The sequence below is a fragment of the Planococcus citreus genome (assembly GCF_003664125.1).
GTDB lineage: Bacteria > Bacillota > Bacilli > Bacillales_A > Planococcaceae > Planococcus > Planococcus citreus.
The window spans coordinates 654,008-677,545 of sequence record NZ_RCCP01000001.1 but is presented as its reverse complement, the minus strand read 5'-3'; the positions used below and the strand labels follow the sequence as shown (position 1 = coordinate 677,545).

At 49.5% G+C, this 23,538-nt stretch carries 21 protein-coding genes; 16 read left to right on the top strand and 5 right to left on the bottom strand.

From position 1 onward, the window contains the following. Window positions 1-9: 9 nt before the first annotated feature. From DFR62_RS03445 to DFR62_RS03435, 3 genes are all read left to right on the top strand, one after another. Window positions 10-1,200 (top strand): MalY/PatB family protein, encoded by a 1,191-nt coding sequence (locus tag DFR62_RS03445; RefSeq protein ID WP_121298068.1) that lies wholly within the window; start codon window positions 10-12, stop codon window positions 1,198-1,200. A 63-nt stretch (window positions 1,201-1,263) separates the two neighbouring features. Next, complete coding sequence (locus tag DFR62_RS03440; RefSeq protein WP_121298067.1) at window positions 1,264-1,881, top strand: flavodoxin family protein; 618 nt, start codon at window positions 1,264-1,266, stop codon at window positions 1,879-1,881. Between the two features lie 354 nt (window positions 1,882-2,235). Beyond that, a complete protein-coding gene (locus tag DFR62_RS03435) occupies window positions 2,236-2,517 on the top strand; it encodes a hypothetical protein (RefSeq protein ID WP_121298066.1) in 282 nt (93 codons plus the stop codon). A gap of 48 nt (window positions 2,518-2,565) precedes the next feature. Here the strand turns inward: DFR62_RS03435 and DFR62_RS03430 are convergent, their stop codons facing one another. Continuing rightward, window positions 2,566-3,327, bottom strand: a complete 762-nt coding sequence (locus DFR62_RS03430; RefSeq protein WP_121298065.1) for an MBL fold metallo-hydrolase — start codon at window positions 3,325-3,327, stop codon at window positions 2,566-2,568. Window positions 3,328-3,447: 120 nt separating this feature from the next. Here DFR62_RS03430 and DFR62_RS03425 point away from each other — a divergent pair, with 120 nt between their 5' ends. Further along, the gene (locus tag DFR62_RS03425) at window positions 3,448-3,864 is read left to right on the top strand and encodes an Lrp/AsnC family transcriptional regulator (RefSeq protein WP_121298064.1); all 417 of its coding nucleotides are present in this window, start codon (window positions 3,448-3,450) and stop codon (window positions 3,862-3,864) included. A gap of 268 nt (window positions 3,865-4,132) precedes the next feature. Here DFR62_RS03425 and DFR62_RS03415 read toward each other — a convergent pair whose 3' ends face one another. Continuing rightward, entirely contained in the window at window positions 4,133-5,533 is a 1,401-nt protein-coding gene (locus DFR62_RS03415) for an LA2681 family HEPN domain-containing protein (protein WP_121298062.1), read from the bottom strand. A 132-nt stretch (window positions 5,534-5,665) separates the two neighbouring features. Between DFR62_RS03415 and DFR62_RS03410 the strand changes: the two genes are divergently transcribed. Continuing rightward, the gene (locus DFR62_RS03410) at window positions 5,666-5,992 is read left to right on the top strand and encodes a hypothetical protein (RefSeq protein ID WP_121298061.1); all 327 of its coding nucleotides are present in this window, start codon (window positions 5,666-5,668) and stop codon (window positions 5,990-5,992) included. Between the two features lie 321 nt (window positions 5,993-6,313). After that, window positions 6,314-8,401 carry a bifunctional diguanylate cyclase/phosphodiesterase gene (locus tag DFR62_RS03405; RefSeq protein WP_121298060.1) on the top strand — a complete coding sequence of 696 codons (2,088 nt, stop codon included), beginning with the start codon at window positions 6,314-6,316 and terminating at the stop codon, window positions 8,399-8,401. 674 nt (window positions 8,402-9,075) lie between these two features. Here the strand turns inward: DFR62_RS03405 and DFR62_RS03400 are convergent. Further along, the gene (locus tag DFR62_RS03400) at window positions 9,076-9,708 is read right to left on the bottom strand and encodes a TetR/AcrR family transcriptional regulator (protein WP_121298059.1); all 633 of its coding nucleotides are present in this window, start codon (window positions 9,706-9,708) and stop codon (window positions 9,076-9,078) included. Between the two features lie 116 nt (window positions 9,709-9,824). On the opposite strand from DFR62_RS03400, the gene DFR62_RS03395 reads away from it, so the two are divergent. The 5 genes from DFR62_RS03395 to DFR62_RS03375 all read left to right on the top strand — a co-directional run bounded on the left by DFR62_RS03395 (window position 9,825) and on the right by DFR62_RS03375 (window position 16,002). Further along, window positions 9,825-10,574, top strand: coding sequence for an SDR family NAD(P)-dependent oxidoreductase (locus tag DFR62_RS03395; protein WP_121298058.1), 750 nt, complete (start codon window positions 9,825-9,827; stop codon window positions 10,572-10,574). A gap of 757 nt (window positions 10,575-11,331) precedes the next feature. Continuing rightward, entirely contained in the window at window positions 11,332-11,511 is a 180-nt protein-coding gene (locus tag DFR62_RS03390) for a hypothetical protein (protein WP_121298057.1), read from the top strand. Beyond that, window positions 11,508-12,920: an amidase gene (locus tag DFR62_RS03385; RefSeq protein ID WP_121298056.1), complete on the top strand. Its 1,413-nt coding sequence runs from the start codon at window positions 11,508-11,510 to the stop codon at window positions 12,918-12,920. Before DFR62_RS03390 ends, DFR62_RS03385 begins: the two co-directional genes overlap by 4 nt. A gap of 141 nt (window positions 12,921-13,061) precedes the next feature. Next, entirely contained in the window at window positions 13,062-14,585 is a 1,524-nt protein-coding gene (locus DFR62_RS03380) for a right-handed parallel beta-helix repeat-containing protein (RefSeq protein ID WP_121298055.1), read from the top strand. Between the two features lie 148 nt (window positions 14,586-14,733). Then, entirely contained in the window at window positions 14,734-16,002 is a 1,269-nt protein-coding gene (locus tag DFR62_RS03375; protein ID WP_121298054.1) for an ATP-grasp domain-containing protein, read from the top strand. A 98-nt stretch (window positions 16,003-16,100) separates the two neighbouring features. On the opposite strand, the gene DFR62_RS03370 is transcribed toward DFR62_RS03375, so the two are convergent. Continuing rightward, window positions 16,101-17,090, bottom strand: coding sequence for a GNAT family N-acetyltransferase (locus DFR62_RS03370; RefSeq protein ID WP_121298053.1), 990 nt, complete (start codon window positions 17,088-17,090; stop codon window positions 16,101-16,103). Window positions 17,091-17,333: 243 nt separating this feature from the next. Between DFR62_RS03370 and DFR62_RS03365 the strand changes: the two genes are divergently transcribed. Beyond that, complete coding sequence (locus DFR62_RS03365; protein ID WP_121298052.1) at window positions 17,334-18,587, top strand: ATP-grasp domain-containing protein; 1,254 nt, start codon at window positions 17,334-17,336, stop codon at window positions 18,585-18,587. A gap of 325 nt (window positions 18,588-18,912) precedes the next feature. Next, window positions 18,913-19,038, top strand: coding sequence for a hypothetical protein (locus DFR62_RS17560; RefSeq protein WP_277751607.1), 126 nt, complete (start codon window positions 18,913-18,915; stop codon window positions 19,036-19,038). A 70-nt stretch (window positions 19,039-19,108) separates the two neighbouring features. Here the strand turns inward: DFR62_RS17560 and DFR62_RS03360 are convergent, their stop codons facing one another. Further along, on the bottom strand, window positions 19,109-19,591 hold the full coding sequence (locus DFR62_RS03360; RefSeq protein ID WP_121298051.1) for an antibiotic biosynthesis monooxygenase family protein: 483 nt from the start codon (window positions 19,589-19,591) through the stop codon (window positions 19,109-19,111). Window positions 19,592-19,795: 204 nt separating this feature from the next. Here DFR62_RS03360 and DFR62_RS03355 point away from each other — a divergent pair, with 204 nt between their 5' ends. From DFR62_RS03355 to DFR62_RS03345, 3 genes are read left to right on the top strand one after another with little or no spacing between them, the layout of a single operon-like run. Beyond that, window positions 19,796-20,872, top strand: coding sequence for a GNAT family N-acetyltransferase (locus DFR62_RS03355; RefSeq protein WP_244201650.1), 1,077 nt, complete (start codon window positions 19,796-19,798; stop codon window positions 20,870-20,872). A 60-nt stretch (window positions 20,873-20,932) separates the two neighbouring features. Then, complete coding sequence (locus DFR62_RS03350; RefSeq protein WP_121298050.1) at window positions 20,933-21,940, top strand: GNAT family N-acetyltransferase; 1,008 nt, start codon at window positions 20,933-20,935, stop codon at window positions 21,938-21,940. 21 nt (window positions 21,941-21,961) lie between these two features. Beyond that, the gene (locus DFR62_RS03345) at window positions 21,962-22,978 is read left to right on the top strand and encodes a GNAT family N-acetyltransferase (RefSeq protein ID WP_241663146.1); all 1,017 of its coding nucleotides are present in this window, start codon (window positions 21,962-21,964) and stop codon (window positions 22,976-22,978) included. The last annotated feature ends 560 nt before the right edge of the window (window positions 22,979-23,538 follow it).

Sequence of the window (23,538 nt, the reverse complement as noted above, 5' to 3'; positions counted from 1 at the left end):
AGTTTTTGCATGAACTATAATTTTGACGAAACAATTGAACGCCGCAATACCTATTCACTGAAATGGGACGGTGCGGAACTGATCAAGCAATTCGGCATCACCGATCGCTACGATGAGGACACAATCCCGCTATTTACGGCGGATATGGATCTTCCGGTTGCGCAGCCGATCGTTGATGCCCTCCATAAAACGGTCGACCATCGCATCTTCGGTTATACGATTTTGCCGGATACGTATTTCGAAGCGATCCAGCAGTATTTCCAGAAACGTTACGACTGGGCAATCGACAAAGAACAGATCGTCTTCAGTCCAGGAACGGTGCACGCCTTGAATATCGCCGTGAAAGCCTTCACCGAAGAGGGCGACGGCGTCATCATCCAGCGCCCGGTCTATCCGCCGTTCACCTCCGCTGTCGAGGGCAACGGGCGCGTCGTGAAAAACAACGCACTCGTGCAGGATGAAGAAGGCCGTTACTCGATCAACTTCGAAGAATTCGAGGAACTCGCAAAAGATGAAGATACAAAATTATTCATTCATTGCCATCCGCACAACCCGACAGGACGCGTCTTCACGCCGGAAGAATCGAACAAGCTGGCGGACATCTGCAAGCGCCATAATGTGACGATCATCGCCGATGAAATCCACGGAGACTTGGTGCGCAGCGGTGAGACGTTTACGCCGATGGTCCTGGCAGCGGATGAAACCGACCATATCATCACGTGCACGGCCATCAATAAAACCTTCAACGTGGCAGGGCTTCACTGCACGAACGTCATCATCGAAAACGAAAGCTTGCGCGAGAAATTCACAGCGGAACTCGGCATGCAATTGCCGACGCCTTTCACAGTCGCAGCACTCATCGCAGCCTATACGGAAGGCGACGACTGGCTCGAACAAGTGAATGAATACCTTGACGGGACGCTCGAATGGATGCAGGAATTTCTCAAAGAGCGCATGCCGAAAGTGAAAGTGCGCATTCCAGAAGGCACTTACGTCATGTGGCTCGATTTCCGCGGATATGGGATTGACGATAAGGAAATCCATGACCGCATCTACAATAAAGCGAACGTCATTTTGGAAGACGGTACGATGTTCGGCCCTGAAGGCGCAGGATTCCAGCGCATCTGCATCCCGTCACCGCGCCCGCTGATCCAAGAAGCGATGGAACGCATCGCACGTGAATTCGAAGATTTGAACTAATGTTTTTTTCGTGCCGTTTCAGGGAAAGCTAGAGAGAGACGGAAAACGAAAGGACGTGCCTGCATGGCTTTGAAAGCAATATTCCTTAATTGTTCATTGAAGAGTTCAGAAGAAGAATCCAATACTGAAGGATTCATGAAAGACGTTCAAACCCATTACAAAAAGCTTGGTGTCGAGTCGGAAATCATCCGTTTGGCGGATTATTACATCGCTTACGGCGTGGAGGAAGACATGGAAGACGGCGACGAATGGCCGGAGATATTGGAGAAAGTCAAAGACGCCGATATCCTGATCATCGGCACACCGATTTGGCTCGGAGAAAAAAGTTCGCTTGCGACACAAGCCATTGAGCGCTTGTATGGCTCAAGCAGCGTGACCAACGATAAAGGCCAGGCGATTTTCTATAATAAAGTCGGCGGAGCCGTCATTACCGGCAATGAAGATGGCGCGAAGCATTCAGCAGCATCGCTGTTATACGGCTTGTCGCATATCGGCTTTGTCATCCCGCCGAATGTCGATGCGTATTGGGTCGGGGAAGCCGGTCCAGGGCCGTCGTATTTGGAAGCGGGGCATGGCAACGACTTCTCCAAATCGGCGATCCAACGCTTAGCGTATAATACGTACCATTTAGCGAATATGCTGAAAGAGAATCCGATTCCAGCAGAAGGCAATACATTGTAAAACACAGCCCCTTCTCTTTTTTGAGAAGGGGTTTTTGTATTGGAATAAAGGGAAGTGAAATACATATCAGTATTGAAGATTCAATTTTAGAACGCACAGCACGTTGTAAATGTAAATTGAGATTTTTTATACGGAGATTACGCTCCTGGCGGATGCTTGCCGGGGGGTGGGCGTCGAGCCAATGTGCCGCAAAAAGCGCGTCACATTTGTCTCGCCAGTCCCACTCAGTCCCCCAGGCGTCACCGCCATCCGCTCCATCTCTGTTGCCAAATATGCAATTAGAAATTATTCTCTGCAAATACACATAAAGCAGTGGACATTATAGTAAAAAATCTGTGAGAAAATGGGGATTTTATGAAGACTTTAGCGGGCTTTATTATTTTGATGGGAATTATTTTGTTGTTTGCGGATGCTGAGCTGCTCGCGCCTTTGGGGGAATTTGCGGGGTATTTCATTGGCGGCGGCTTGTTGTTACTGGTGATTGGCCAGTTTGTGGGGAATCATGAAAAGCATTGGCTGTGCCGGATTGGGTTCCATGATTTTGAGCGCCAGGAGCGGGTTGAAGAAGTTCCCGCTATGCGCTGGTATCGTTGTAAGCGCTGCGGCAAGGAGAAGCGTGCGGCGTCGATTGTCTAATTCTTGCATAGGAAAAGCCAGGAATTCAGATTCCTGGCTTTTTGACGATTAAAATTCGAATGCTTCGCCGTCTTGTGGGATGTGTAATTGGTTGGAGAAGCCTTGTTCAGCTGCAAACTGCTTGAGGTCTTCGCGCGATAAGGCCCAGTGATTGACGGCTTCCATATGGCTCGCGATCAATGTCGCTTGCGGTGCTGCTTTATGCGTTTGTAGGACGTCTTCTTTGCCCATGACAAGCGAACCCCCTTCTAGGAACTGGTTGTCGCCTGCGTTCAGGACGATGACTTCCGGCTGGTGCAAGTCAATTTCTTCTTTAACGCCCGCGTACCAAACGGTGTCGCCTGCGACATAAAGCGTTTTTTCGTCTTCGTGTTGGAAGACAACGCCGCACACTAGTCCTGCCATTTTCAGGATTTCGCCTCGCCCGTGTTCGCCTTGCGTCTTGATCAAGGAAATGCCTTCGAAGCTCGTATCTTCGCCGAGAACGGTGACATTCGTGAAGCCGTCGTTGCGGAGCACTTGTGCGTCTTCTTCGTTTTGGCTGAAGACCGGCAAATGTTTCGGCAAGAATTCTTTGGCCGCTTCATCGTAATGGTCCAGATGAAGGTGGGTGATGATGAGCGCATCGATGCCTTCGACGAGCTGTTCTTTCGGAATCGGCAATTCCGACAAAGGATTGTTTTGATCTTGGCGTGCGGAATTCGGGAATGGCGGGTAGCTTCCTTTGTCGCCGAGAAACGGGTCGACGAGGAAATGCTTGCCTGCGTATTGGATGCGTAAAGTAGCGTTGCGGATCTGTTCGATTTTCATGATTCGAACTCCTTTCATGAGGTGTGACCCTAGTATATACTGAAACTCACGATAGAGACGATGGCCTCGTGAAGGTCTTTTGGCGTTTTCACTTGATTAATGAAAGGAATTGACCTGGCAATGGATTCGACAGATCAACTTATCCTGCGTGAACTTTCCCGCAACGGGCGCATGACGATGAAGGAGCTTGGCGAAAAAGTGCATTTGACCGGTCAGGCGACCGCTGCGCGCGTCTTGAAATTGGAGGAAGCAGGGATTATCGATGGCTATACGATCCGTGTGTCGAAAGAAAAACTCGGCTACATCGTCCATGCTTTTGTTACGGCCATCATGCATGAGCCTCGCCATCAGAAGTTTCTCGACGAACTGGATCGCCGGCAGGACACCGTCAGCCGGTATTTCAAGACGAGCGGCGAAGGCTGTTATTTGATCGAATGCCATTTCCCGACGCATCAGGAACTGGATGATTTTTTGAACGACATCAGCGAGTTCGCGAGCTACAAAGTCACCATCGCCATCCAGCAATATGGGCAATAAGTAAGGTTAGAAATCGTATTTTCCGAAGCTTATCGCTCGCTTTCCGTGGGCGCGCGCCCAAGCCTCCTCAGCCGCCTTGCGTCTTGCGGGGTCTCGGTCGTCTCGCTGATCCACTGGAGTCGAGCGAACGCTTCTCCAAATACTTAGAAATATCATTGCATTTTTGAATGTAGAAAAAACGATCCCATTCTCATTCATAATGGATTAATAGACTTCTTCAACACTCTGAAAAGCCGTGCAACAAAAACTGCACGGCTTTTTTCTCTAGTTATTTCTTGCCGATCGCCAAGGCGAACTGCAAGTACATCAGGCCATTGCGCGCTTTTTGGCTCATGGCGAGCGTCATGCGTTCAAGCTCTGCTTCCGTAATGTGGTGGCTTTGTGCACGGGCATTGTCTTTTTCGAAAGGTTCCGCTTTTTCGACCACTTGCAAATAGCTATTGTCGATGCGGTTGCGGATGTGCAAGGCTTTTTTCACGAACAGGCTTTGCTCGTCCGATTGCTCATAGCCGTATACTTCTTTTGATTGCCAGTACAAGGCTTTCAAGGCATCGTTTTTCGTGTTCTGGACAAATGGCTTGAGTGGCTTTTTCAAGTCTTCGTCCTCGAACCAGATGCGCTGGAAATTGACGCGCGGCTCTTCGACGCCGAGTTGCATCGTCTGGTTCAATAACAGCGCCATTTTGTCGAATAGGGAATAGGCTTGGCGATAAATTTGCTTCAAGTCTTCATGGCGTTTCGTATAGCGTGTATTGTCGCCGTCCATCTTATGGTCGTCCGCGACATCTTCGCTGTTCAATGCGAGGTAGAGTGAACGGCGCATTGCGGTGAATTCATGCGTCAACGAGTCCAGGAAATTGCCGAGGAACGCGTTGTTCTGGATGCGCAGCGGGAGATCGCGCTTCGCCATCGTATCCGGTTCGATATCGTTGCCGCTATTGAGGAACAATTGCTGCTCAGCGCACCAATTGAGATAGCGCTGTTCGTCCGCAGTCGGTTCCGGCTGCTGCGCGAGTTTCACTGGATCCACATCACCGAGTTGGTCGATCATGTTCCCGGCAAGCTTGATGCGTTCGTCGTAAAGGGCTTGGCCTTTTTCGTCTTTGATGTCGGTTTTGGCTGTCTTGAATAAATCGAGCGCTTTTTCGAGTGCGCTGAGGCGTTCTGCTTTGACCGGCAAGAAGGTCGAATAGAAAATCAATGTCCAGCCGAATTCGCCGTTCAGGCGCTGGTAGGACGGGTCGTTTTCATCTTTGACCATTTCTTTCAGGACCGCCTGTGCATCAATCGAGCGTCCAGTGTGGACGAGCGTTTCCGCATAGTTTAAGCACACCTGGTTCCAGACATTCGATGGAATGCGTCCGCGGTATGTTTCAATCGTATTATCGTATAGATACAATTGGCGTTGTTTCAAGTCGGAGTTCCAGTCTTTTTTCAGCTGGTGCTGGATCGATAGATAACTCGTCTCCAGCAGCACAGCGAGCGGATAAGCCGCTTTACCTTGAAGGCGCTCCTTCAAATGGTTGATCATGGCATTGATGCGGCCCGGGAAAGCTTCGGCTTTCGCTTGTTGCATTTCCTGCAGGAGCTGATGCGTCGCCCCGTAAATTTCCTTTATTTCAAATTGCCCTAAATCGTCAGCTAGAGCGATGTCGCTTAAAGTTGCCATCCCATTTCCTCCTTGATGCGTTTTGATGTGTCTATATCCATTCTAAGGGAAAAATGTCCATTGGTCACCCCGCGGCAGGAAATTGGCAGAAAATATGGAATATAGGAGACAATGCGAAAGGGGAGGATGGGTATGGCGGAATCCAAGGAGCCGTTCATCTGGCTGCCGATCATCAAGGAGGAGCAGGGAAAAGATGTTCAGATCCAAAGCAATATCACCGAAAAGGAATTCAAGATGGCTTCAGAAGGTGATAGCCGTGAGCATGCACCGATTTCCCGAGACAAATTGGAAGAGATGGTGCGCGGCTTCGAAGGCTACGAAGTGGAGACAATCGAATTGAACGTGGTCGGGGCAGTCGAGACGGGCGGCCTGTTGCAGTTCATCGTTGCCGGCAAAGCGGAAGCTGGAATGACAGTGACATTGAAAAAGAAAGGGAGCCATGGAAAACCGAAAGAATAAAGGGCAACGGAAGGCGGCGCTGCGATAGCGGCGTTTTTTTAATTTCTAAAAAACGCTCAATAAACGTACGGGATAGGATAATTGGCATTGATAAGTGCATAATTGATAATTTCATGAGGTAGCTGCAGGCATTAAGGTCTATGTGAAAAGGAGGGAATCGAAGGTATAATGTTTACTATATTCCAGAAAAAAGAGCGTTAAGAATCACTGTGAATTTTAATCGATAAGCAAAAAGTCCTTTAAACAGGATGTTTCTTACTGAATTCATTAAATAGTTAGCTATATAACATTTTTTCGGTTCGCCAAGTCAGGAGGTTTGTCATGGCTATGTTCCCGCATATCAGTTTAATCTTTTTATCCATTATCGTTTCCATAGCGACGAGCTACACTGTATTGATCCTGATTGAATACGTAAGCAAGCGGAAAAAAGCCATTAATTCGCGCTCCAATCTGCTGGCGGTGCTGGCGTTGGGCAGTGGGTTTTTTGGCATTCAAGTGATCGGCATCCTGACCTTTATGGCGGAGTACCAGTTCACGCCACGCTATTGGCTGCTTGCCCTCGCGCTAGTAACCGCTTGTATACTGGCAGTCTATGTCTTGAAGATCCTGCCACAAGGCATCAACAACCGCAGTGACATGGCGAGACGGGTACTCGTCACGGCATTTTTCATGAAAGCAGTCCATTTTCTTGGGTTATCGGGCGTATTGGACGTCCGGTTTTCGGCGATTTCGCCAGGCTATTATGTATTGTCGGCAATTACGGTACTGGGAATAAGTTATTTCAGCTTCCGCTTCGTTTTGAAGACCAATGCAATGCAAGTGACAGAGAAACAGCGGCTTAAAAACGCCACTATTTTAGGATTCGTGCTCACTTTGCTTTATTACACTTCAACAAAAACCTTCTATACCAATATGGCTCTTCCGGAAGCAACAGCCGATGGCATGGGGGCTATCACGATGGCTGTTTTTGTCGCTTCGATTGTTGCCTTGCTGCTGTTGTCTGCAGCGAATTTGGCCTTGGTCGATTTGCATGCGCTTGAGACAGAAACAGGACTGTTGCAACAGGTAAAAGCGAGCGAAAGCCGTTTCCGGACACTCGCCTATACCGACCAATTGACAGGTGTTCCGAATCGTCATTGGTTTTTTGCGCATTTTCGGGAGTTGATGGATTCACCAGACGGCAAAGTGGAGTCGGTCGGGGTGGTGCTGCTCGATTTTGATGATTTTAAGTCAATCAATGAATTGATCGGCCATGATGGCGGTGACCAGTTCCTGAAAAAAGTCGTTGAGCGCTTGAAATCGGTGCTGCCGGCAACCATTTCGCTTGCCAGGCTTGGCGGGGACGAATTTGTCTTTGCGGTGCCGAATGCAAAAAAGCAGTATCTTGAGCGGCTTTGCCAAAACATTTTGCTAATCATGGAAGAGCCGATACAAATCGGGGAACGGTCTGTGGCTTCTGGCATCAGCCTCGGCATCAGTTGCCAAAAAATTACGGAGCTTAACGAGGAGAGTTTGATCAAGCAGGCGGACCTGGCGCTGTTCATGGCGAAAAGCGCCGGCAAAGAGAGCTATGAATTCTTTTCCCCGGATCTTTTGGACAGCTCGATCCGCAAGCAGGAAATAACCGCGGCGTTGCAGCAGGCTTTGGTGAATGGGGAGTTCTCGGTTCATTATCAGCCGCAAGTGGAATTATTGAGCGGTCGTGTCATCGGGTTCGAGGCCTTGCTGCGCTGGAATTCTGCGCTGGGCGCGGTTCCGCCATCTGAATTTATCCCCGTCGCTGAAGAATGCGGCGCGATCCATTCAATCGGTGAATGGGTGCTGCGTGAAGCTTGCCAGCAATTGAGTGCGTGGCGCCGGGAAGGCCGGCCAGATATCCATGTGTCGGTCAATGTCTCGGCCAAGCAATTCCTCGATCCGGAGTTTGCCGAGAAAGTGGCGCGCATTTTAATCGCAACCAACGTGCCTGCCGAATGCGTGGAAATTGAAATCACCGAAAGCGTCATGATCGACCTCGATACCGCTGCCGCATTGGTCGAAGAGCTGCAGGAAATCGGCGTCAAGCTGGCGATCGATGATTTCGGCACCGGTTATTCATCGCTCAACGCGGTCAAGAATATCCAGATCGATACCTTGAAGATCGATAAATCCCTGGTCGACGAAGTGCTCGGCAGCGACCGCAGCATGGCGATTTTGGCGACCATTATCGAACTCGGGAAAAACCTGGGGGCGGACGTGGTCGTGGAAGGGCTCGAGACGCTCGAGCAAGTGACCTTGATGCGGCAATATGAAGTCATCGGTCAAGGCTATTATTTCAGCAGGCCGCTCCCTGCCGACAAAGCGGCGAGGGTGTGGGACAAGTATCTTGAACAGCCGGACGGGATGTTCCATGCACCGGTTTTATATTGAATATGAAAAGGCGCAGCGATGAGCTGCGTCTTTTTTGTTTTGAATGAACAGTATTTAGCTGGAGATAATGGGTGGCGAGAATCGTGTCCTTGGACAGATAAAAGAAGATAGTGAGTGTTTGCGTGTTGAACTGTTCCGTTTTTCTGTTTTGTGTCATCAAGGTAGTCGCCTCCTAGCTTTGGGTTGGCCTCTTGCAATGAGCCAGAAAGACCATCTGTCTCATTGCGTCGGCTCACCCTTGGCGCTGGTCGGCTGAGAGATTTCGTTGGATGAAGCGTGTTTAGTTGGAACTGCTTTTATATATAGTTGCGGGCTAGTGGGGGAATCGTTTCCTTGGGCAAGCGTTGGGCGTATAGCGAGTGTTTGCTTGTTCAACTGTTCCGTTCTTCTGTTTGTGCTTCACCTGAATAGTCGCCGCCCTACTTTGGGTTGGCCTTTGGCAGCAAGCCAGAAAGAACGCCTGTCTTACTGCGTCGGCTCACCCTTGGCGCTGGGCAGCTGAGAGATTGCAATGATCATTTCAAGTTTAATGCGATCTACTTTTTTATATAGTTGCGGGCTAGTGGGGAAATCGCTTCCCTGGAAATTGCATCAGGTAATGAGTGGTTTTGGATTCGAGAGATGATCCATACTGCTGAACTAAAAGGGAGGGGAGGAAATCAATTTAGCTTCCTTTAGGCTCTGCAATAGTCGAGCAGTATTTTTTTCAACACTTGTTGCTGGGTTTCGGGTTGGATGTCTTGGTCCAGGTAGGAGATGGACGATTTTAGGGCGACGTTGTTCGTGAAGCTTGAATAGCTGTTGATGATGGTGACAATGAGCGGTTTAGCGGGAATTGAGCTATTGATGGAGCCGTCTTGTTGGCCGTCTTGGATAAGCGGTTCGAGCAAATCCATGATCTGGCGCTGTCTTGCCAGGTAGCGGTCAATCTCGGGAAGTGGTTCGGTGCGGAACGAGGCATAGCTTTCGAATGCTTCCCGGAAACGCGCGGATTTATAATGTTCGGCTTTTTGTGCATCGAGCAAGGTGTCGAGCAATTGTTCCAGCCGTTCGAAGGCGCTTGATTTCATGGAAATGATGCGACGGAATTCAGCTTCTACGGCATCCAGTGAACGGATGGCGACTTCAACGATCAATTCGTCTTTTTTCGGGAAATAGCGGAAGACGGTCGCTACGCCGGCACCGGCGCGTTCGGCGACGTCTTTCATTTGCACGTCGTTCAACCCGCGTTCTGTAAAGAGTTCTTTTGCGGCTTCGACGATTTTATCGGTTTGCAGTTGTTTGTTTTCTTGTCGTTTTGATGGCATTTCGTTTTCACTCCTTGCTTTTAGTATAGCGCTTTAATTGATGAAATGAAGCCAGGGGAGTATACTTGAAATAAATTGATAGTCAGACTATCAAAATTTAATTCGAGGTGAGCATAATGAGATTGGAAAACAAAGTAGCCATCATCACGGGCGGCGGCTCTGGCATGGGAGAAGCTGCTGTGCGCTTATTTGCAAAAGAAGGCGCGAAAGTCGTTGCAACCGATATCAATTTGGAAGCGGCGGAAAAGGTTGCGCAAGAAGTAAGGTCCGCAGGTTTTGAAGCGGTGGCGATGAAGCAGAATGTGGCGGACAAATCGGATTGGCAGTCAGTCATCAGCCAGACCGTTGAAACTTTCGGCAAGATCGATGTTCTCGTCAATAACGCAGGCATTTCCGTGGCTAAAGATTTCCTGGACCAAACCGAAGAAGATTTTGCGAAGGGCTTTGCAATCAATACGAACAGCGTTATGTACGGCATGCAGCTGGCGATTCCGCATATGATTGAAAACGGCGGTGGATCGATTGTCAATGTGTCGTCGATCGCAGCGTTGACCGGTATGTCGGGAGCGGGCGTTTATACGGCATCGAAAGGGGCTGTCCGATCGATTACAAAAGCTGCCGCTGTCGATTACGGCAAACAGAACATCCGCGTCAATTCGGTGCATCCGGGATATATCGTGACGCCGATGAGTGCGGAATACATGGAAAGTGAAAAATTCCGCCCGCATTTCCTCTCACAAATTGCGCTTCCTGAACTCGGCAATGCAGTTGAAGTCGCCAATGCGATGTTGTTCCTCGCATCAGATGAAGCGAGCCATATCACGGGCATCGAGCTTCCGGTAGACGGCGGCGTGACGGCGAAATAAATAGTAGTTGATAGAAGATGCGGCCTTGGCTGTGTCTTCTTTTTTGTTGCCGTCTAGCGGTGGGATCGCTTCCCGAGCCATTTTGGACAGATAGTGAGTGTTTGACAGTGGAAGGGTTCCGATATTCTATTAAAGTATCATCGGAATAGCCGCCGCCGTGCTTTGGGTTGGCCTTTAGCAGTAAGCCAGGAAGAACGCCTGTCTTACTGCGTCGGCTCACCCTGGGCGCCGGGCGACTGAGAGATTTCATTGGTTGAAGACTGTTCAAACAGTTCTGCTTCTATATGAAGTTCCCGTCTAGTGGGGGAATCGCTTCCCGGCCCATACCACCTGGCATATAGAGGCTTGAATCGAAAAATTTGTTGGTGGACTAGGACTAGCAATTACAAATATCTCGGTCACGATGTCTGGAGATACAAAGTATGATGCCTTTTTATATTCTATATTGAGTGGATTGAAAAATTTATCTTCCACTCTAAAACTAAAGACGGAGTGGAAGGGGCCGACTCCGGGAGGAATAGCGAGACAATTGAGACCCTGCAGGAGCGTAGCGACGAAGCGGCTCAATGCGAGCTCTCCGGAAAGCGTGCCCCTGCAACGCAGTCGAAAAGCGGAAGCTTTTCTAATCACTGCTTTTAAATTCGAATGCAAACTATTTGATTTCAGAACAATCTGTTAATTGACAACGAAGAATGGTAAACTGTCGGTAATCAGCAGGACCTACACCTCAGAAAAAATTCAGGAATGGGGGATTCATGTGGCGTTCGACATTCACGAAGTTTTGGAGAGGAAAGGCATCAACGTCCCGGATCATCACAAGGAAATGCTCACCGGCCAGATGGCAGGATTCGAGGAGTTGCGCAAGACGGTGAACCAGGAACAATTGAAAGACCTGGATATGGCCTTGACGCATATTCCGGGAGGTGAGCAGAAATGAGCAATGAACTCGCGCAGAAATCCATCGGGGAACTGGCGCCGCTCATCCAATCGAAACAGGTTTCGCCTGTTGAATTGACGGAGCAGGTATTGGCGAACGTCGATTTATATGACGGGGAGATCAATGCGTATATAACCGTTCAGAAAGAACAAGCGCTGGAAGCCGCCGCCCAGGCTGAACAGGAAATCCAAAGCGGCAACTACCGCGGCGCGCTTCACGGAATTCCGATGGCGCTAAAGGACATTCTTTATTTCAAGGACGAGAAAGCGACAATGGGATCGAGTATCCACAGTGAGTTCGTGGCGGATTTCGATGCGACGGTCGTCTCGAAATTGAAGATGTCGGGTGTGACATTCACCGGCAAGCTCAATATGCACGAATATGCGTGGGGTGCGACGACGACCAATCCGCATTTCGGGCCGTGCAAAAACCCGTGGGACCTGACGAAGATTCCGGGCGGCTCAAGCGGAGGCTCGGGTGCTGCGGTGGCGTCCCATATGTCGATTGCGTCGCTCGGTACGGATACGGGCGGATCGATCCGCATCCCGGCGTCGAGCTGTGGCATCATCGGGCTCAAGCCGACCCATGGGCGCATTTCGAAATACGGCTGCTTCCCGCTCGCCTGGTCGCTCGATCATATCGGGCCGATGACAAAGACGGTGTACGATGCGGCGTTGCTATTGGAATTATTAAGTGGTTACGATCCGAAAGACCCGACTTCAATCGACCGCCCGGCGAAGAATTTCTCAGGGCTATTGGAAAGCGATGCGAAAGATTTAGTCATCGGCATTGAGGAGGAATATTTCTTCAAAAACGTCGATAGCCGTGTGGACGAACAAGTGCGCCACGTTTTGAAACAGCTGGAAGATGAGGGAGCGGTCATCAAGCCCGTTAGCATTCCATCCTTGAAGCAGGCGGAATTTGCGGAGCTCGTGACGATCACGACAGAAGCGAGCGCTGTGCATCATGCGAATTTATTGAAATCGCCGGAGAAATTCGGCGAAGACGTGCGCTTTTTACTCGAAGTCGGCGAATTGATGAGCGGCGTCGATTACGTCCAGTCCCAGCAGATCCGGCGGAAACTCGATCTGGAATTCGCCGCGGCGTTTGAAAGCGTCGATGTGCTGATCAGCCCGACCTTGCCGTTCCTGTCACCGCCGATCGGTTCGCAGACGGTGGATGTCAACGGCCAGGAATTGAGTTTCCTGGATGAAGTGATCCGCTTTACAGGACCGGGAAATTTGACCGGCTTGCCGGCGCTCAGCATTCCGGTAGGGGTGAAAGATGGGTTGCCAGTGGGATTGCAGATTATGGGTCCGGCTTTTGAAGAAGAGAAAGTGCTGCGGGCAGCGGCACTGATTGAACGAATGGAATTGATGAAAGGCCATGCGCCGACACTCGGAAAATAGAATGCTTCATGGACAGCTTCCGCCGGCAAAAAACCCGGCTTTTGGGAGCTGTTTTTTCATTTAAAAATATTTAACCGATTTTTAACATTTAGCAGGTAGAATCGTCGTACGACATTCAGTAAGTAAAGGGGCGGCCCAATCATGGCATTTTGGAAAAAACCGAGGGAGAAGGAATTGCTTCCGCGCAATAAAGAGGATATTGTCCGCGAAATGTGGAGTCCGAAAAAGACGGCAGACCAATTATTCAATGTGAAATCATACGGGGCGATCGGCGACGGCAAAGCCGATGACCGGAAAGCGCTGCAAAAAGCTATCGATGCCGCATACGGCACGAGTAAAGGCGGCAATCTGTTTTTTCCGCCGGGCTTGTATCGCATCAGCGGCCCCATCGAAGTGCCGGAATGGGGCATGGGGGCAGCTGTTTCGTGGATCGGGCATAGTTCTGAGACGACGCGCATCGCACCATCCGAGCCGATGGATTATTTGGTGCGAATGCGCGGTGGCAGCGGCTCGGTCAAAGGCATCCAGTTTATGGGGACCGATCCTGAAAACGGCTATACGCAATTGGTCAAGGTCTGTATGGTCGCAAGCGAAATCCGTGATAAATTGTTCTCAGGCGCCGCGTTCATGTGGGGTTCGGTCCACGGTTTGCAGATTTTAGGGGAAGGCAATAATAATCTATGTGTATTCGACCGGTTGTGCCAGTTTTCGCAAAATGGCTCGGTCATCGAGGGCAGCGGGGCTTCCGGGCGGGGGACGAATATTTCATTCATGAAACTCGACCCAGCCGCGCGAGACGTCCATGTCGGCGCGTATTTCAAAGTAGGATCCGGCGAAGGGTCCGTTTATCACATCGATGAAGTCGGCCCGCGCAGCATTACCGTATCGCCGCCTTTGAAAGAGACGGTTTCCCCGGGAACGCCGTATAAAATCCATCTTGGCTGCGGCTTGCAGACGGACCGCGGCAGCGATAATAATGTCTACGGGATTTACGATTGCCATTTTGTCGGCAATGCAGCAACCGGGCTGATGGTGCGCGGGTTGTATGGCCATCATATCCAAGGCGGCAATTTCGATTCGAATGGCATCTCGGGCATCCATATCGGCAGCGGCGCGATCAATACGACACCAGCGTATTCCGGCAGCATCAACCATAGCTATTTCGAAAACAATGGCTATGCGAATGTCTTGCTCGATTATGCAGCAGGGCTCAGCATCATCGAGCCGCTCCTCGCGAAACCGCGCGACGGCATGGGGGATGGCCTTGCCTCGATCACTTCTTTATATAATGAAGAGTACCAATACGATACGACCAGCATCCTCTATAACGGGCGCCTGCATCAATATGTGCCTGAAGGCGGCCGCTCGCCGCTCGATATGAAAGATGAGCCGCGCATGACAGTTAATAAGAAAAACGGCGCATCCCAGGCGGAAACCGTGAAGCTGCCGCCAGCACCAATCCATAAATTCAGCGAAGAAGTGGAAATCTTTGTCGAACATAGCGGCGGACAGGAAGTGCGGCTTGTCTGCGATAACGCCAAGGTCAATAACCGGCCAGGCAGTGAAGGCGTGCTCGCGCCGGCAGGGATCGGCTATAAAATCACCGCTTATTACAATAGAACCGACAAGAGCTGGATGATTTCACATACGACACCTTTAAGTTAAAAAGTATTTTATACCTGAATTTTCAGATTTTTATTGACGTTTCTGTTTTTAATTGGTATTTTTGTATTATGCTTATCGAATTATTTAGTTATTTTGAATTAGCACTTATACTATATGCACACGATTTTTGCGAAGTGGAGGGTTTTAGATGGATAAAAAGAAAATTTTGATCCTTGGCGGCACATTCCATATGGTCAATGTAGTGGAGACGGCCAAACGCATGGGCTATTACACGATCGTTACCGACAATATGGTCGGTTCGCCAGCGAAGAAAATTGCCGATCTATCGTATGACATCAGTACTGCGGATATTCAGAAGCTAGCTGAAATCGGCAGGGAAGAGCAGATTGATGGCGTGTTCACGGCTTTTGACGACATCAACACATGGCATGCGGTCGCGCTGTGTAAAACGCTCCATTTGCCGTTTTATGCCACGCCCGCACAGCTCGAAATCACTTCGCATAAAGACCGTTTCAAGGAATGTTGCCGGACATTCGGCGTGCCGGTCATTGAAGAATATGAATGTGACCCAATCCAGGACCCTGAGCTCCCTGTGGTGGAATTTCCGGTCATCGTCAAGCCGGTCGATAGCTACGCGAGCAAAGGGATCACGGTGTGCTATGAAGAAGACGAACTTACAAAGGGGGTCGAAAAGGCAGTCGGGGAATCAAAAACGGGCAAGATTATGCTCGAGCGCTTTGTTGATTCAGATATCGGTGTTCAGGCATTTTACACCGCACGGGATGGCCATCTCGTCTTGACTGCCGTCACGGACCGCTTTACCCATAAGCAATCAAAAGAACATCCGCCACTGCCTGTGGCGATGCTATTTCCCTCCCAGCATCAGCAGCAGTATATTAAGGAAGTCGATCCAACAGTGCGCAAGATGATCAGCAATATGGGCATCGAGAATGGCTTGGTGTTCATCCAGACAATGTACGATGGGGGCAGGATCTATGTATACGAAATGGGCTTCCGTTTCAGCGGCGAGCAGCACTATCACATTATCCACAAGCAGACAGGCGTCCATTTATTGGAGATGATGCTCGATTTCTCGGTCGGCGAAGATACGGCCAACCATCCGATCGAACAATTCGACCATGCACCGATGCCATACCCTTCCGCTAATTTGCCGATTTTGCTCGGGCCGGGAACGATTACGGAAATTCGGGGCTTGGAGGCAGTGAAAGCGATGCCAGAAGTGATTTCCTGCGTCATTAACCGTTCCGAAGGCGAAACGATCGAGCGGACAGGCTCTTATTCGCAAATGTTCGGCCGTTTCAATGTGGTCGCAAAATCACAACAGGAACTCCTCGAAACGATTGAACGGATTTACCGTACGCTCGATATCCGCTCAGAAGACGGCCAAGATATGATCATGGCACGTTTCCAACCCGCAAAAGTGAACGCTTCGTAATAGTATCAATGAAACAGCGTGAGCGTATGCCCGCTGTTTTTTGATGCCTTGAAAGTGAAATGAAAAAAGCGCGGATCCATATAGGATCCAGCGCTTTTTCATCCTCTGTATAAAGGGAAATGGCCAGTGTTTTCGATGCCGGTTTGAAGGCGTTTCAGCTCGGTCAGCCTGCCGTACATATCGGTATTGCGAATGCGTTTGCCGGTCAAGATCTCGAGCGGTTCCGTTTTGGTGAACCGCCGTTTAAAGCGGTATAGGGCTTCTGTTGAAGCACCGCCTAGATGAAATTGGGAAAAGCCGTTTTCTTTGCCGTAGCGGCACGCTTCCGCCATGATCAGTGAATTTCCGGCACAGCGGAAATACTCGGGGTCGTTAGCGACCAAATGGTAGTGCATATAGTCGCCGTGGTGGACGATCAATGCGGAGGAGACGGTCTTGCCGTCGTATTTCGCATTGAGTAAAAATTGCTTGCCTTCCAGATACGTAAAGGATTCCTTTAACATGGCCGGGTTGAATAAATAATGATCCGGAAAATCATTGCGGTCCGCTGTGAGATCGTATAGCCGGCAAAAATCATCCAATGTGTCCCCGGTGAAATCATATTCCACTGTTACGCCGTTTTTCAACGCACGGCGAACTTGCTGGCGGGCGGCGGAAGAAAATTCAAAGCGGAAGGGATCATCGACAGTCAAATCGATATACATGACGATGCCGCGCATATCAAGGCCATAAAGCGGGAAGAAGTCTTCCGCATTCTTGATCCAGGAACTGAAGCGGATGTATTCGGAAATGATGTGCTGCTGTTCGCAGTAATCCTGGAATGCCGCATCGAACTCGTCGACCAATGCGCGGCGTTGGCTTTCTTCGCCACTTATGACAACAGGGCCGCTTTGGCCGAACGCGGTAATCGTATCGAACCAGCCTTCTAACAGCGGCACCGGCCGTTTGATGAAAGGATAGATAATGTGCCCGAGCTCACTTTTCCATTCGAACTGCTGGAATTCCCCTCCCTCGTGTGCGGCGTATGCTGCGTTCCATTCAGGCGTAAAGAAAATGTCCGGAACCGCTTGCTTAGTAGGTATTGCCATGGCTCTCTGCCTCCTTAGAATAAATGGTATGCTATCTGCTTTCACAATAGGGTTTTCGGGTTAAAAAGAGGTAAAGCTTTTTAAATAGGAAGAAATATTATTTTTTTCAGAATTCCAGATTGACAAAACAATACCCCGGTTGGTAAATTTGTTCTACAAACAAACAAGAAAGTCGATGGATTTTGTATAATCCGAGAAATTCCTAGTCAATATTACCTGAATAGACTGAAGGGGGTGTTTCCTGTGGAAAGACAGAAAAAGCTGCTTATTCTCGGCGGCATTACGCATATGATCGATGTGGTCGAAACTGCTAAGAACATGGGACTTTACACAATCGTTACGGACAACAACGAGGAATCGCCGGCAAAGAAAAACGCCGACAAAGCTTACCATATCAGCACCGCAGACATAGACGCCTTGGAAGCCATGGCGCGTCAAGAACAAATCGATGGCGTGCTGACGGCTTTCGACGATATCAACACGTGGAATGCCCAATTGTTGACTGAGCGGCTTGGATTGCCGTTTTATGCTACAAAAGAACATCTAGAGATCAGTTCCAATAAAGATCGGTTCAAGGAGTTTTGCCGAAGATTCGATGTGCCGGTCATCGAACAATACGAAAAAGACGATGGGGTTCCGGTGCGTTATCCGGTCATCGTCAAACCGGTCGACAGCTACGCCAGCAAAGGCATTACGGTCTGCCAAAATGAAGTGGAACTATATGATGCAGTAGAAAAAGCAAGGCGCTTTTCGCGTCACGGCCGCGTGCTCGTCGAACGCTTTATCGATACGAACCACGGCGTCGAGATGTATTACACTTTGCAAAACGGAGAGGTCATTCTATCCGCCGTCACGGACCGTTTTGTCCACAATCAAGGCCACCAAAGCCCTCCATTGCCGATAGCAACGATTTATCCTTCAAGCCATCTCGCTGAATTCGTCTCAAAGCATGATGCCAACATACGGGAGATGTTGAGAGGCATGGGGCTCAAGAACGGCCTTGTACTGATCCAGTCATTATACGAGGGCGGAAAATTCTATATTTACGAGATGGGCTACCGCTTGAGTGGGGAGCAGCATTACCAGATCGTCAAACGCCAGACGGACGTCAACTTGCTGGAGATGATGATTGATTTTGCGGTCGGCGAAGACATCTCAAAATATGATTTAAGCAATTTCGATGATGGGTTCATGCGCTATCCGTCCTGCAATCTATCGGTGCTTCTAGGGCCGGGAACCATCCGTGAAATCAAGGGCTTGGAAGAAATCCTGGATTTGCCATCCGTGATTTCCTGGGTGCCGACACGAGAAGTGGGCGATGAGATTACAGTGACCGGCTCCTATTCACAGATGCTGGGCCGTTTCAATATCGTGTGCCAGACGATTGAAGAGTTGAACGGGACGATCCGCGACATCAACCGGACGCTGGAAGTCGTCTCGGAAAACGGTGAAGACATGGTGCTCGCCCGCTATCTGGCAGGAGAAAAAGTGAGCTAAACCGCAGCGGCTGCTGCGGTTTTTTCTTTTGTGCTGCATGGCTAAGTGTAGAGTAGAAATTGAATTCATCCAGAAATAAAATCGAGATGAGATTGAGTAAATGCTCGTGCTGGAGATTGCTCTCCAAGGGGCACGCTTGGGGCCCGCATGATCCCTCAGGCGTCGGCCCCTTTCCGCTCCATCTCTAAGTTTAGTGTGGAAATGAATGAGATTCATCTGTCATTGAAATTAGCATGAATAGTTTGGACAGCTCTGACTCAACACATTGAATAGACACCAAACATCTTCGGAGCTATCAAGTCCAACTAAGTGTCGGCGTCAGCGGATGAAGACAATGAACAGCGACACTTCTTCGCATGCAAAATATAGTGAAATCTATCAGCCGAACCGCGTGCAAGGGCTAGCTAACGAAGAAATGTCCAAAGGCATTCCACTTTGCGCATCTGTCTAATCCACTCAAATATATCGATGCACACATACTTCTCCACAGAAAAAGAGGCTCCCAATTGGAAGCCTCTTTCTTATTTGGAGTAAGTGGTGACGAACGATGGGCGCGGGAAGATGTTCGGGCGTTTGTCGATGCCTTCCGATGTGCCGCGTTTTTTATGTGCGTGCGAGTAAGCTTGGGACGACTGCCAAGTGGTGAAGGCGGATTCGTCTTCCCACATCGTGAGAATGACATACGTATCGGAATCGAGCGGGCGCAAGATGCGGATCGCTGCGAAGCCCGGTTCTTTTTCGACGAGCCCGGCGCGGTTCTGGAAGCGCGATTCGAACAATTCGCGGCCTTCTTCAGTGACTGGGATGTTATTGAATACGGCGTAAGCCCCGTCTTCGAGCTTCCCTTTTTGATCAAGCACTTCGTAAGATTCAATCTGATCGCCAGCCGGAACTTCTTGTTCATTGATGGCTGCAACGTCACTGCCGCTTGTTAAAACGAACCAGCCTTTGTCTTTCAGCGTATCGGTTTCTTGTTCATTGCCGAGCCATTTATAAAGCTTCATCGATATGCACCTCTTCTTTGAAAGTTCTATATTTCCTATATTAAGTAAATTATTTCATTTTCGCAAAGAATGTTGTCCCCTTTTCGGGCGATTTTGTCTATATACAAGTATTAAAAAAATTCCAGGCTTGTTTAACCTGTCTTTAACCTAGGCCTTTTAGGATAGGGGCTAATGAAGGGTTTCATTTGGAAAGGAGTGCATGCGATGGCAGGAACTCCACCAGGCATTGGGGGGAAGTATTCGCAACTTACAACGAGAAAGAAGGAAAAGATGATGGGGGATCTTTATTTCGATGAGCGTTATGGAAAGTTGTACGAAGAAATAGAAAAAGGCGTTTGCCAAATATTCGAGTTCAATCATTCGCTCGGGCGTGTCCGGCATCTGTTCATCAAGCGGGAGATTCCGATATTGCTCGGGTCTAATCGTTACTTCGATATCGTCACGCCTTACGGATATGGAGGGCCGTTGATGACGGGCTGTGAACCGGAACATCGGGAAGAGCTGGCATCCGCGTTTATGGAAGCATTCGCTGAGTATTGCGAAGAAGAAGGCGTGGTCAGTGAATTTATCCGGTTCCATCCGGTGCTCGATAATGCAAAGGATTTCGAAAAGAGCTACGAAGTACGCTACCTGCGCGACACGGTCGGAACCACGGTCGATGCCTATGACGATCCGGTTGAAGCGGAGTTCAGCGCTTCTGCCCGCAAGAACATCCGCAAAGCGCTGCGTGATGGCGTTGAGTTCAGGGTGACGCTTGGGCCACGCGACCTGCGGGAGTTCCAGCGGATTTATTTTGCGACGATGGACCGCAATCATGCCGATTCGTTCTATTACTTCAGTGAAAAGTATTTCACTCAATTGCTCGAGTCGTTCGGGGAGAGATTATTGCTGGTCGAAGCACTGTATGAGGGCGAAGTGATCGGCATGGAATTGCAATTTGTCTACAACGATCTGATCCATACGCATTTGTCCGGAACATATGAAGCATTCCATCATCTATCGCCGGTTTACATCATGCAGTACGCTACGGTCTTGTGGGCTAAAGAGCATGGCATCAAGCTCATCCACGGTGGAGGCGGGCGAACAAATAGCCCGGACGATAACCTGCTTCGGTTTAAACAGCAATTTGCCCACCATACTAAGTTTTCATTCTATAGCGGCCAAAAAATATGGAATGAAGAGGTGTACAGAAAGCTTTGCCAAGAAGCGAACACTGCCGTAGGGGATGAGTTCTTTCCAGCATACCGGAAACGGCCGGTAAAAGAGGCGAGCGAGGTCTGACAGAGAGAAAACAGAGGGGGAGCAGGCACAAACAACATAAGCAGAAATGGGGTTTAGCATGTGAAGGATTTGTTTTTCGAAAAAAATTACGGCCGATTGTACGAAGTGATCGAGAATGGCCGGTGCGAAGTGTTCGAGTTTGAACATCCGCTTGGCTGTGTGCGTCATCAGTTTATCCGCCGTGAGATCCCGATTCCCGTAACAGGTGGACCATATTTCGACATTGTGACTCCGTATGGCTATGGAGGGCCGGTCATCAAAAAATGTGCAGAAGGAAGAAAAGCCCAATTGGTGGAGGCGTTCGAGCAAGCTTTCGGGGACTATTGCTCGGAACACGGCATTGTCAGTGAGTTCGTCCGGTTCCACCCGGTCATCGGCAATGCCTTGGATTTTGAAGATTGCTATGAGGTGCGTTATTTGCGCGAGACGGTAGGGACTAACCTGGCGGCTTACGAGGACCCGGTTCAAAGTGAGTTTTCCAAATCGACACGCAAGAATATCCGCAAAGCGCTTGAGGCAGGCGTGGTTTACGAGATCATCGAAAATCCCGTTAGCCTGGGCGAGTTCAAAGACATCTATCATGAAACGATGAACCGCAATAATGCGGATGCCTATTATTATTTCGAGGAAGATTATTTCACGGAATGCCTAAAATATTTTGCCGACCGCATCGTTTTGACAAAAGCGATCTATGATGGGCAAGTGATAGGCATGGGGTTGAACTTCGCCTACGAAGACCGCCTCCACACGCATCTGTCAGGGACTTTAAGCGATTACAATCACGCCTATCCTGCCTACGTGTTGCAATATGCACTGACGGTTTGGGGAAAAGCGAACGGTTATCGGCTCATTCATGACGGGGGCGGAAGGACTAACGACCCGAATGATAATTTGCTGATGTTCAAGAGGCAGTTCGGCAAGAATACCCGATTTGACTTCTATATCGGAAAGAAAATATGGAACAAGCCGATCTATAGGAAATTATGCGAACTCAATGCGGCCGATGCAGCGACCGAGTATTTCCCGGCTTACCGCTGTAAAAAGCATTTGGAAGCGAGCCGTGTCTAGGGCGGCACATGATGAAAGGAAGTGGATCCATTGAATGACCTGTTTTTTGAAGAAGCTTACGGCAAGCTTTACGAAAGGATGGAGCACGGAGTATGCGAGGAATTCGTGTTCCAAAGCGCATACGGCGAAATCAGGCATCTGTTTATCAAACGCGAAATTCCGATGATGGTGCATGGGGAGAGATGGTATGACGCCATCACACCTTATGGTTACGGCGGCCCGCGGATCATGCGCTGTGCGACAGGGTGCCATTCCGATTTGGTCAGTGCTTTTGAGCATGCTTTCCGTGAATACTGCAAGGACCAACGCATCGTTAGCGAATTCGTCCGCTTTCATCCGATCTTCGACAACGCTCGCGACTTTTCCAATTGCTACGATGTCACGTTCCAGCGTGAAACCGTCGGGACGACACTCGACGGCTTCGACGATCCGGTTGCGTCCGAGTTTTCAAAATCCGCCAGAAAAACTTTGCGCCGTTCGCTGAATGCAGGCGTTACGTGCCGCATCACCGTTGCGCCGAGCGACCTGGGCCGTTTCAAGGAAATCTACTATGAAACGATGAGCCGCGTCCACGCCGATTCCTATTATTTCTTTGATGATACGTATTTCGATAGCTGCCTGCTGAAATTCGCCGATAAAATTGTTTTGGCTGAAGCCATTTATGACGGGCAAGTGATCGCTGCAGAGCTGCACTTTCTGTATGACGGCATTTTGCACACGCATCTTTCGGGCACTATCCACGATTTCCATCAACTGTCGCCGATCTACGTTTTGCAATACGGCGCTGTGCGTTGGGGCAAAGAGAACGGCGTCAAGCTGATCCATGCAGGGGGCGGCCGGACAAACGACGAGGAAGATCCACTTTACAAATTCAAGAAAAAGTTCGGCCAGCATACGGGCTTCCGCTTTTATACCGGCCGGAAAATCTGGAACGCCGAGATTTATGAAGAGCTCTGCAAAAAGTCCAGAGCCAATGCGGCGGAATCATTCTTCCCCGCATACCGGGCGAATGCCAGCAAGCAATTGAGCAGCGTATGAAACTTTATGAAATCCCAAAGTGCCCGCAGCATTTTTTGCGGGCTTTTTTTATTGTCATGTTGCTGAAAATCTTTGGGTAACGGGAAGGTTAGCTGGATTAGCTAGCGAGATGGCATATCTCTATCCATCAATTTAATCCATTTGCTGGTGATGCTTAGTCGGACTGGCGAGAGAAGTGGAATGCCTTTAGATAATTCTTCACCAGTTAGCCGCCTCCCGCTTTGGGCTGGCCTCCCGCAATGAGCCAAGAAGAACACTTGTCTCATTACTCCGGCTCGCCCGTGAGCGCGGTTCGGCTTTTACATTCTACTGAATTCGCTAATTGACGAAGTATGTTATTTTCTCGTGATCATCCGCTGGTGGATGATGCTTATTTAGGCTTGTGAGTGAGACGAGTGGTTTGTCGATCTTTTCATCACGAAGCAGCCGCGTCCCGCTTAGGGCTGGCCTTTAGCCATAAGCCAAGAAGGGCACTTGTCTTATGGCGTCGGCTCGCCCATATGCGCGGTTCGGCTAATAGATCTCATTGATGCTTTTGAGTGATGAAGCATCTTTTTCTT

Coding starts and splice junctions, on each gene's coding strand:
- DFR62_RS03445 (WP_121298068.1), top strand. CDS start 10: ATGAACTATAATTTTGACGAAACAATTGAACGCCGCAATACCTATTCA.
- DFR62_RS03440 (WP_121298067.1), top strand. CDS start 1,264: ATGGCTTTGAAAGCAATATTCCTTAATTGTTCATTGAAGAGTTCAGAA.
- DFR62_RS03435 (WP_121298066.1), top strand. CDS start 2,236: ATGAAGACTTTAGCGGGCTTTATTATTTTGATGGGAATTATTTTGTTG.
- DFR62_RS03430 (WP_121298065.1), bottom strand. CDS start 3,327: ATGAAAATCGAACAGATCCGCAACGCTACTTTACGCATCCAATACGCA.
- DFR62_RS03425 (WP_121298064.1), top strand. CDS start 3,448: ATGGATTCGACAGATCAACTTATCCTGCGTGAACTTTCCCGCAACGGG.
- DFR62_RS03415 (WP_121298062.1), bottom strand. CDS start 5,533: ATGGCAACTTTAAGCGACATCGCTCTAGCTGACGATTTAGGGCAATTT.
- DFR62_RS03410 (WP_121298061.1), top strand. CDS start 5,666: ATGGCGGAATCCAAGGAGCCGTTCATCTGGCTGCCGATCATCAAGGAG.
- DFR62_RS03405 (WP_121298060.1), top strand. CDS start 6,314: ATGGCTATGTTCCCGCATATCAGTTTAATCTTTTTATCCATTATCGTT.
- DFR62_RS03400 (WP_121298059.1), bottom strand. CDS start 9,708: ATGCCATCAAAACGACAAGAAAACAAACAACTGCAAACCGATAAAATC.
- DFR62_RS03395 (WP_121298058.1), top strand. CDS start 9,825: ATGAGATTGGAAAACAAAGTAGCCATCATCACGGGCGGCGGCTCTGGC.
- DFR62_RS03385 (WP_121298056.1), top strand. CDS start 11,508: ATGAGCAATGAACTCGCGCAGAAATCCATCGGGGAACTGGCGCCGCTC.
- DFR62_RS03380 (WP_121298055.1), top strand. CDS start 13,062: ATGGCATTTTGGAAAAAACCGAGGGAGAAGGAATTGCTTCCGCGCAAT.
- DFR62_RS03375 (WP_121298054.1), top strand. CDS start 14,734: ATGGATAAAAAGAAAATTTTGATCCTTGGCGGCACATTCCATATGGTC.
- DFR62_RS03370 (WP_121298053.1), bottom strand. CDS start 17,090: ATGGCAATACCTACTAAGCAAGCGGTTCCGGACATTTTCTTTACGCCT.
- DFR62_RS17560 (WP_277751607.1), top strand. CDS start 18,913: ATGAAGACAATGAACAGCGACACTTCTTCGCATGCAAAATATAGTGAA.
- DFR62_RS03360 (WP_121298051.1), bottom strand. CDS start 19,591: ATGAAGCTTTATAAATGGCTCGGCAATGAACAAGAAACCGATACGCTG.
- DFR62_RS03355 (WP_244201650.1), top strand. CDS start 19,796: ATGGCAGGAACTCCACCAGGCATTGGGGGGAAGTATTCGCAACTTACA.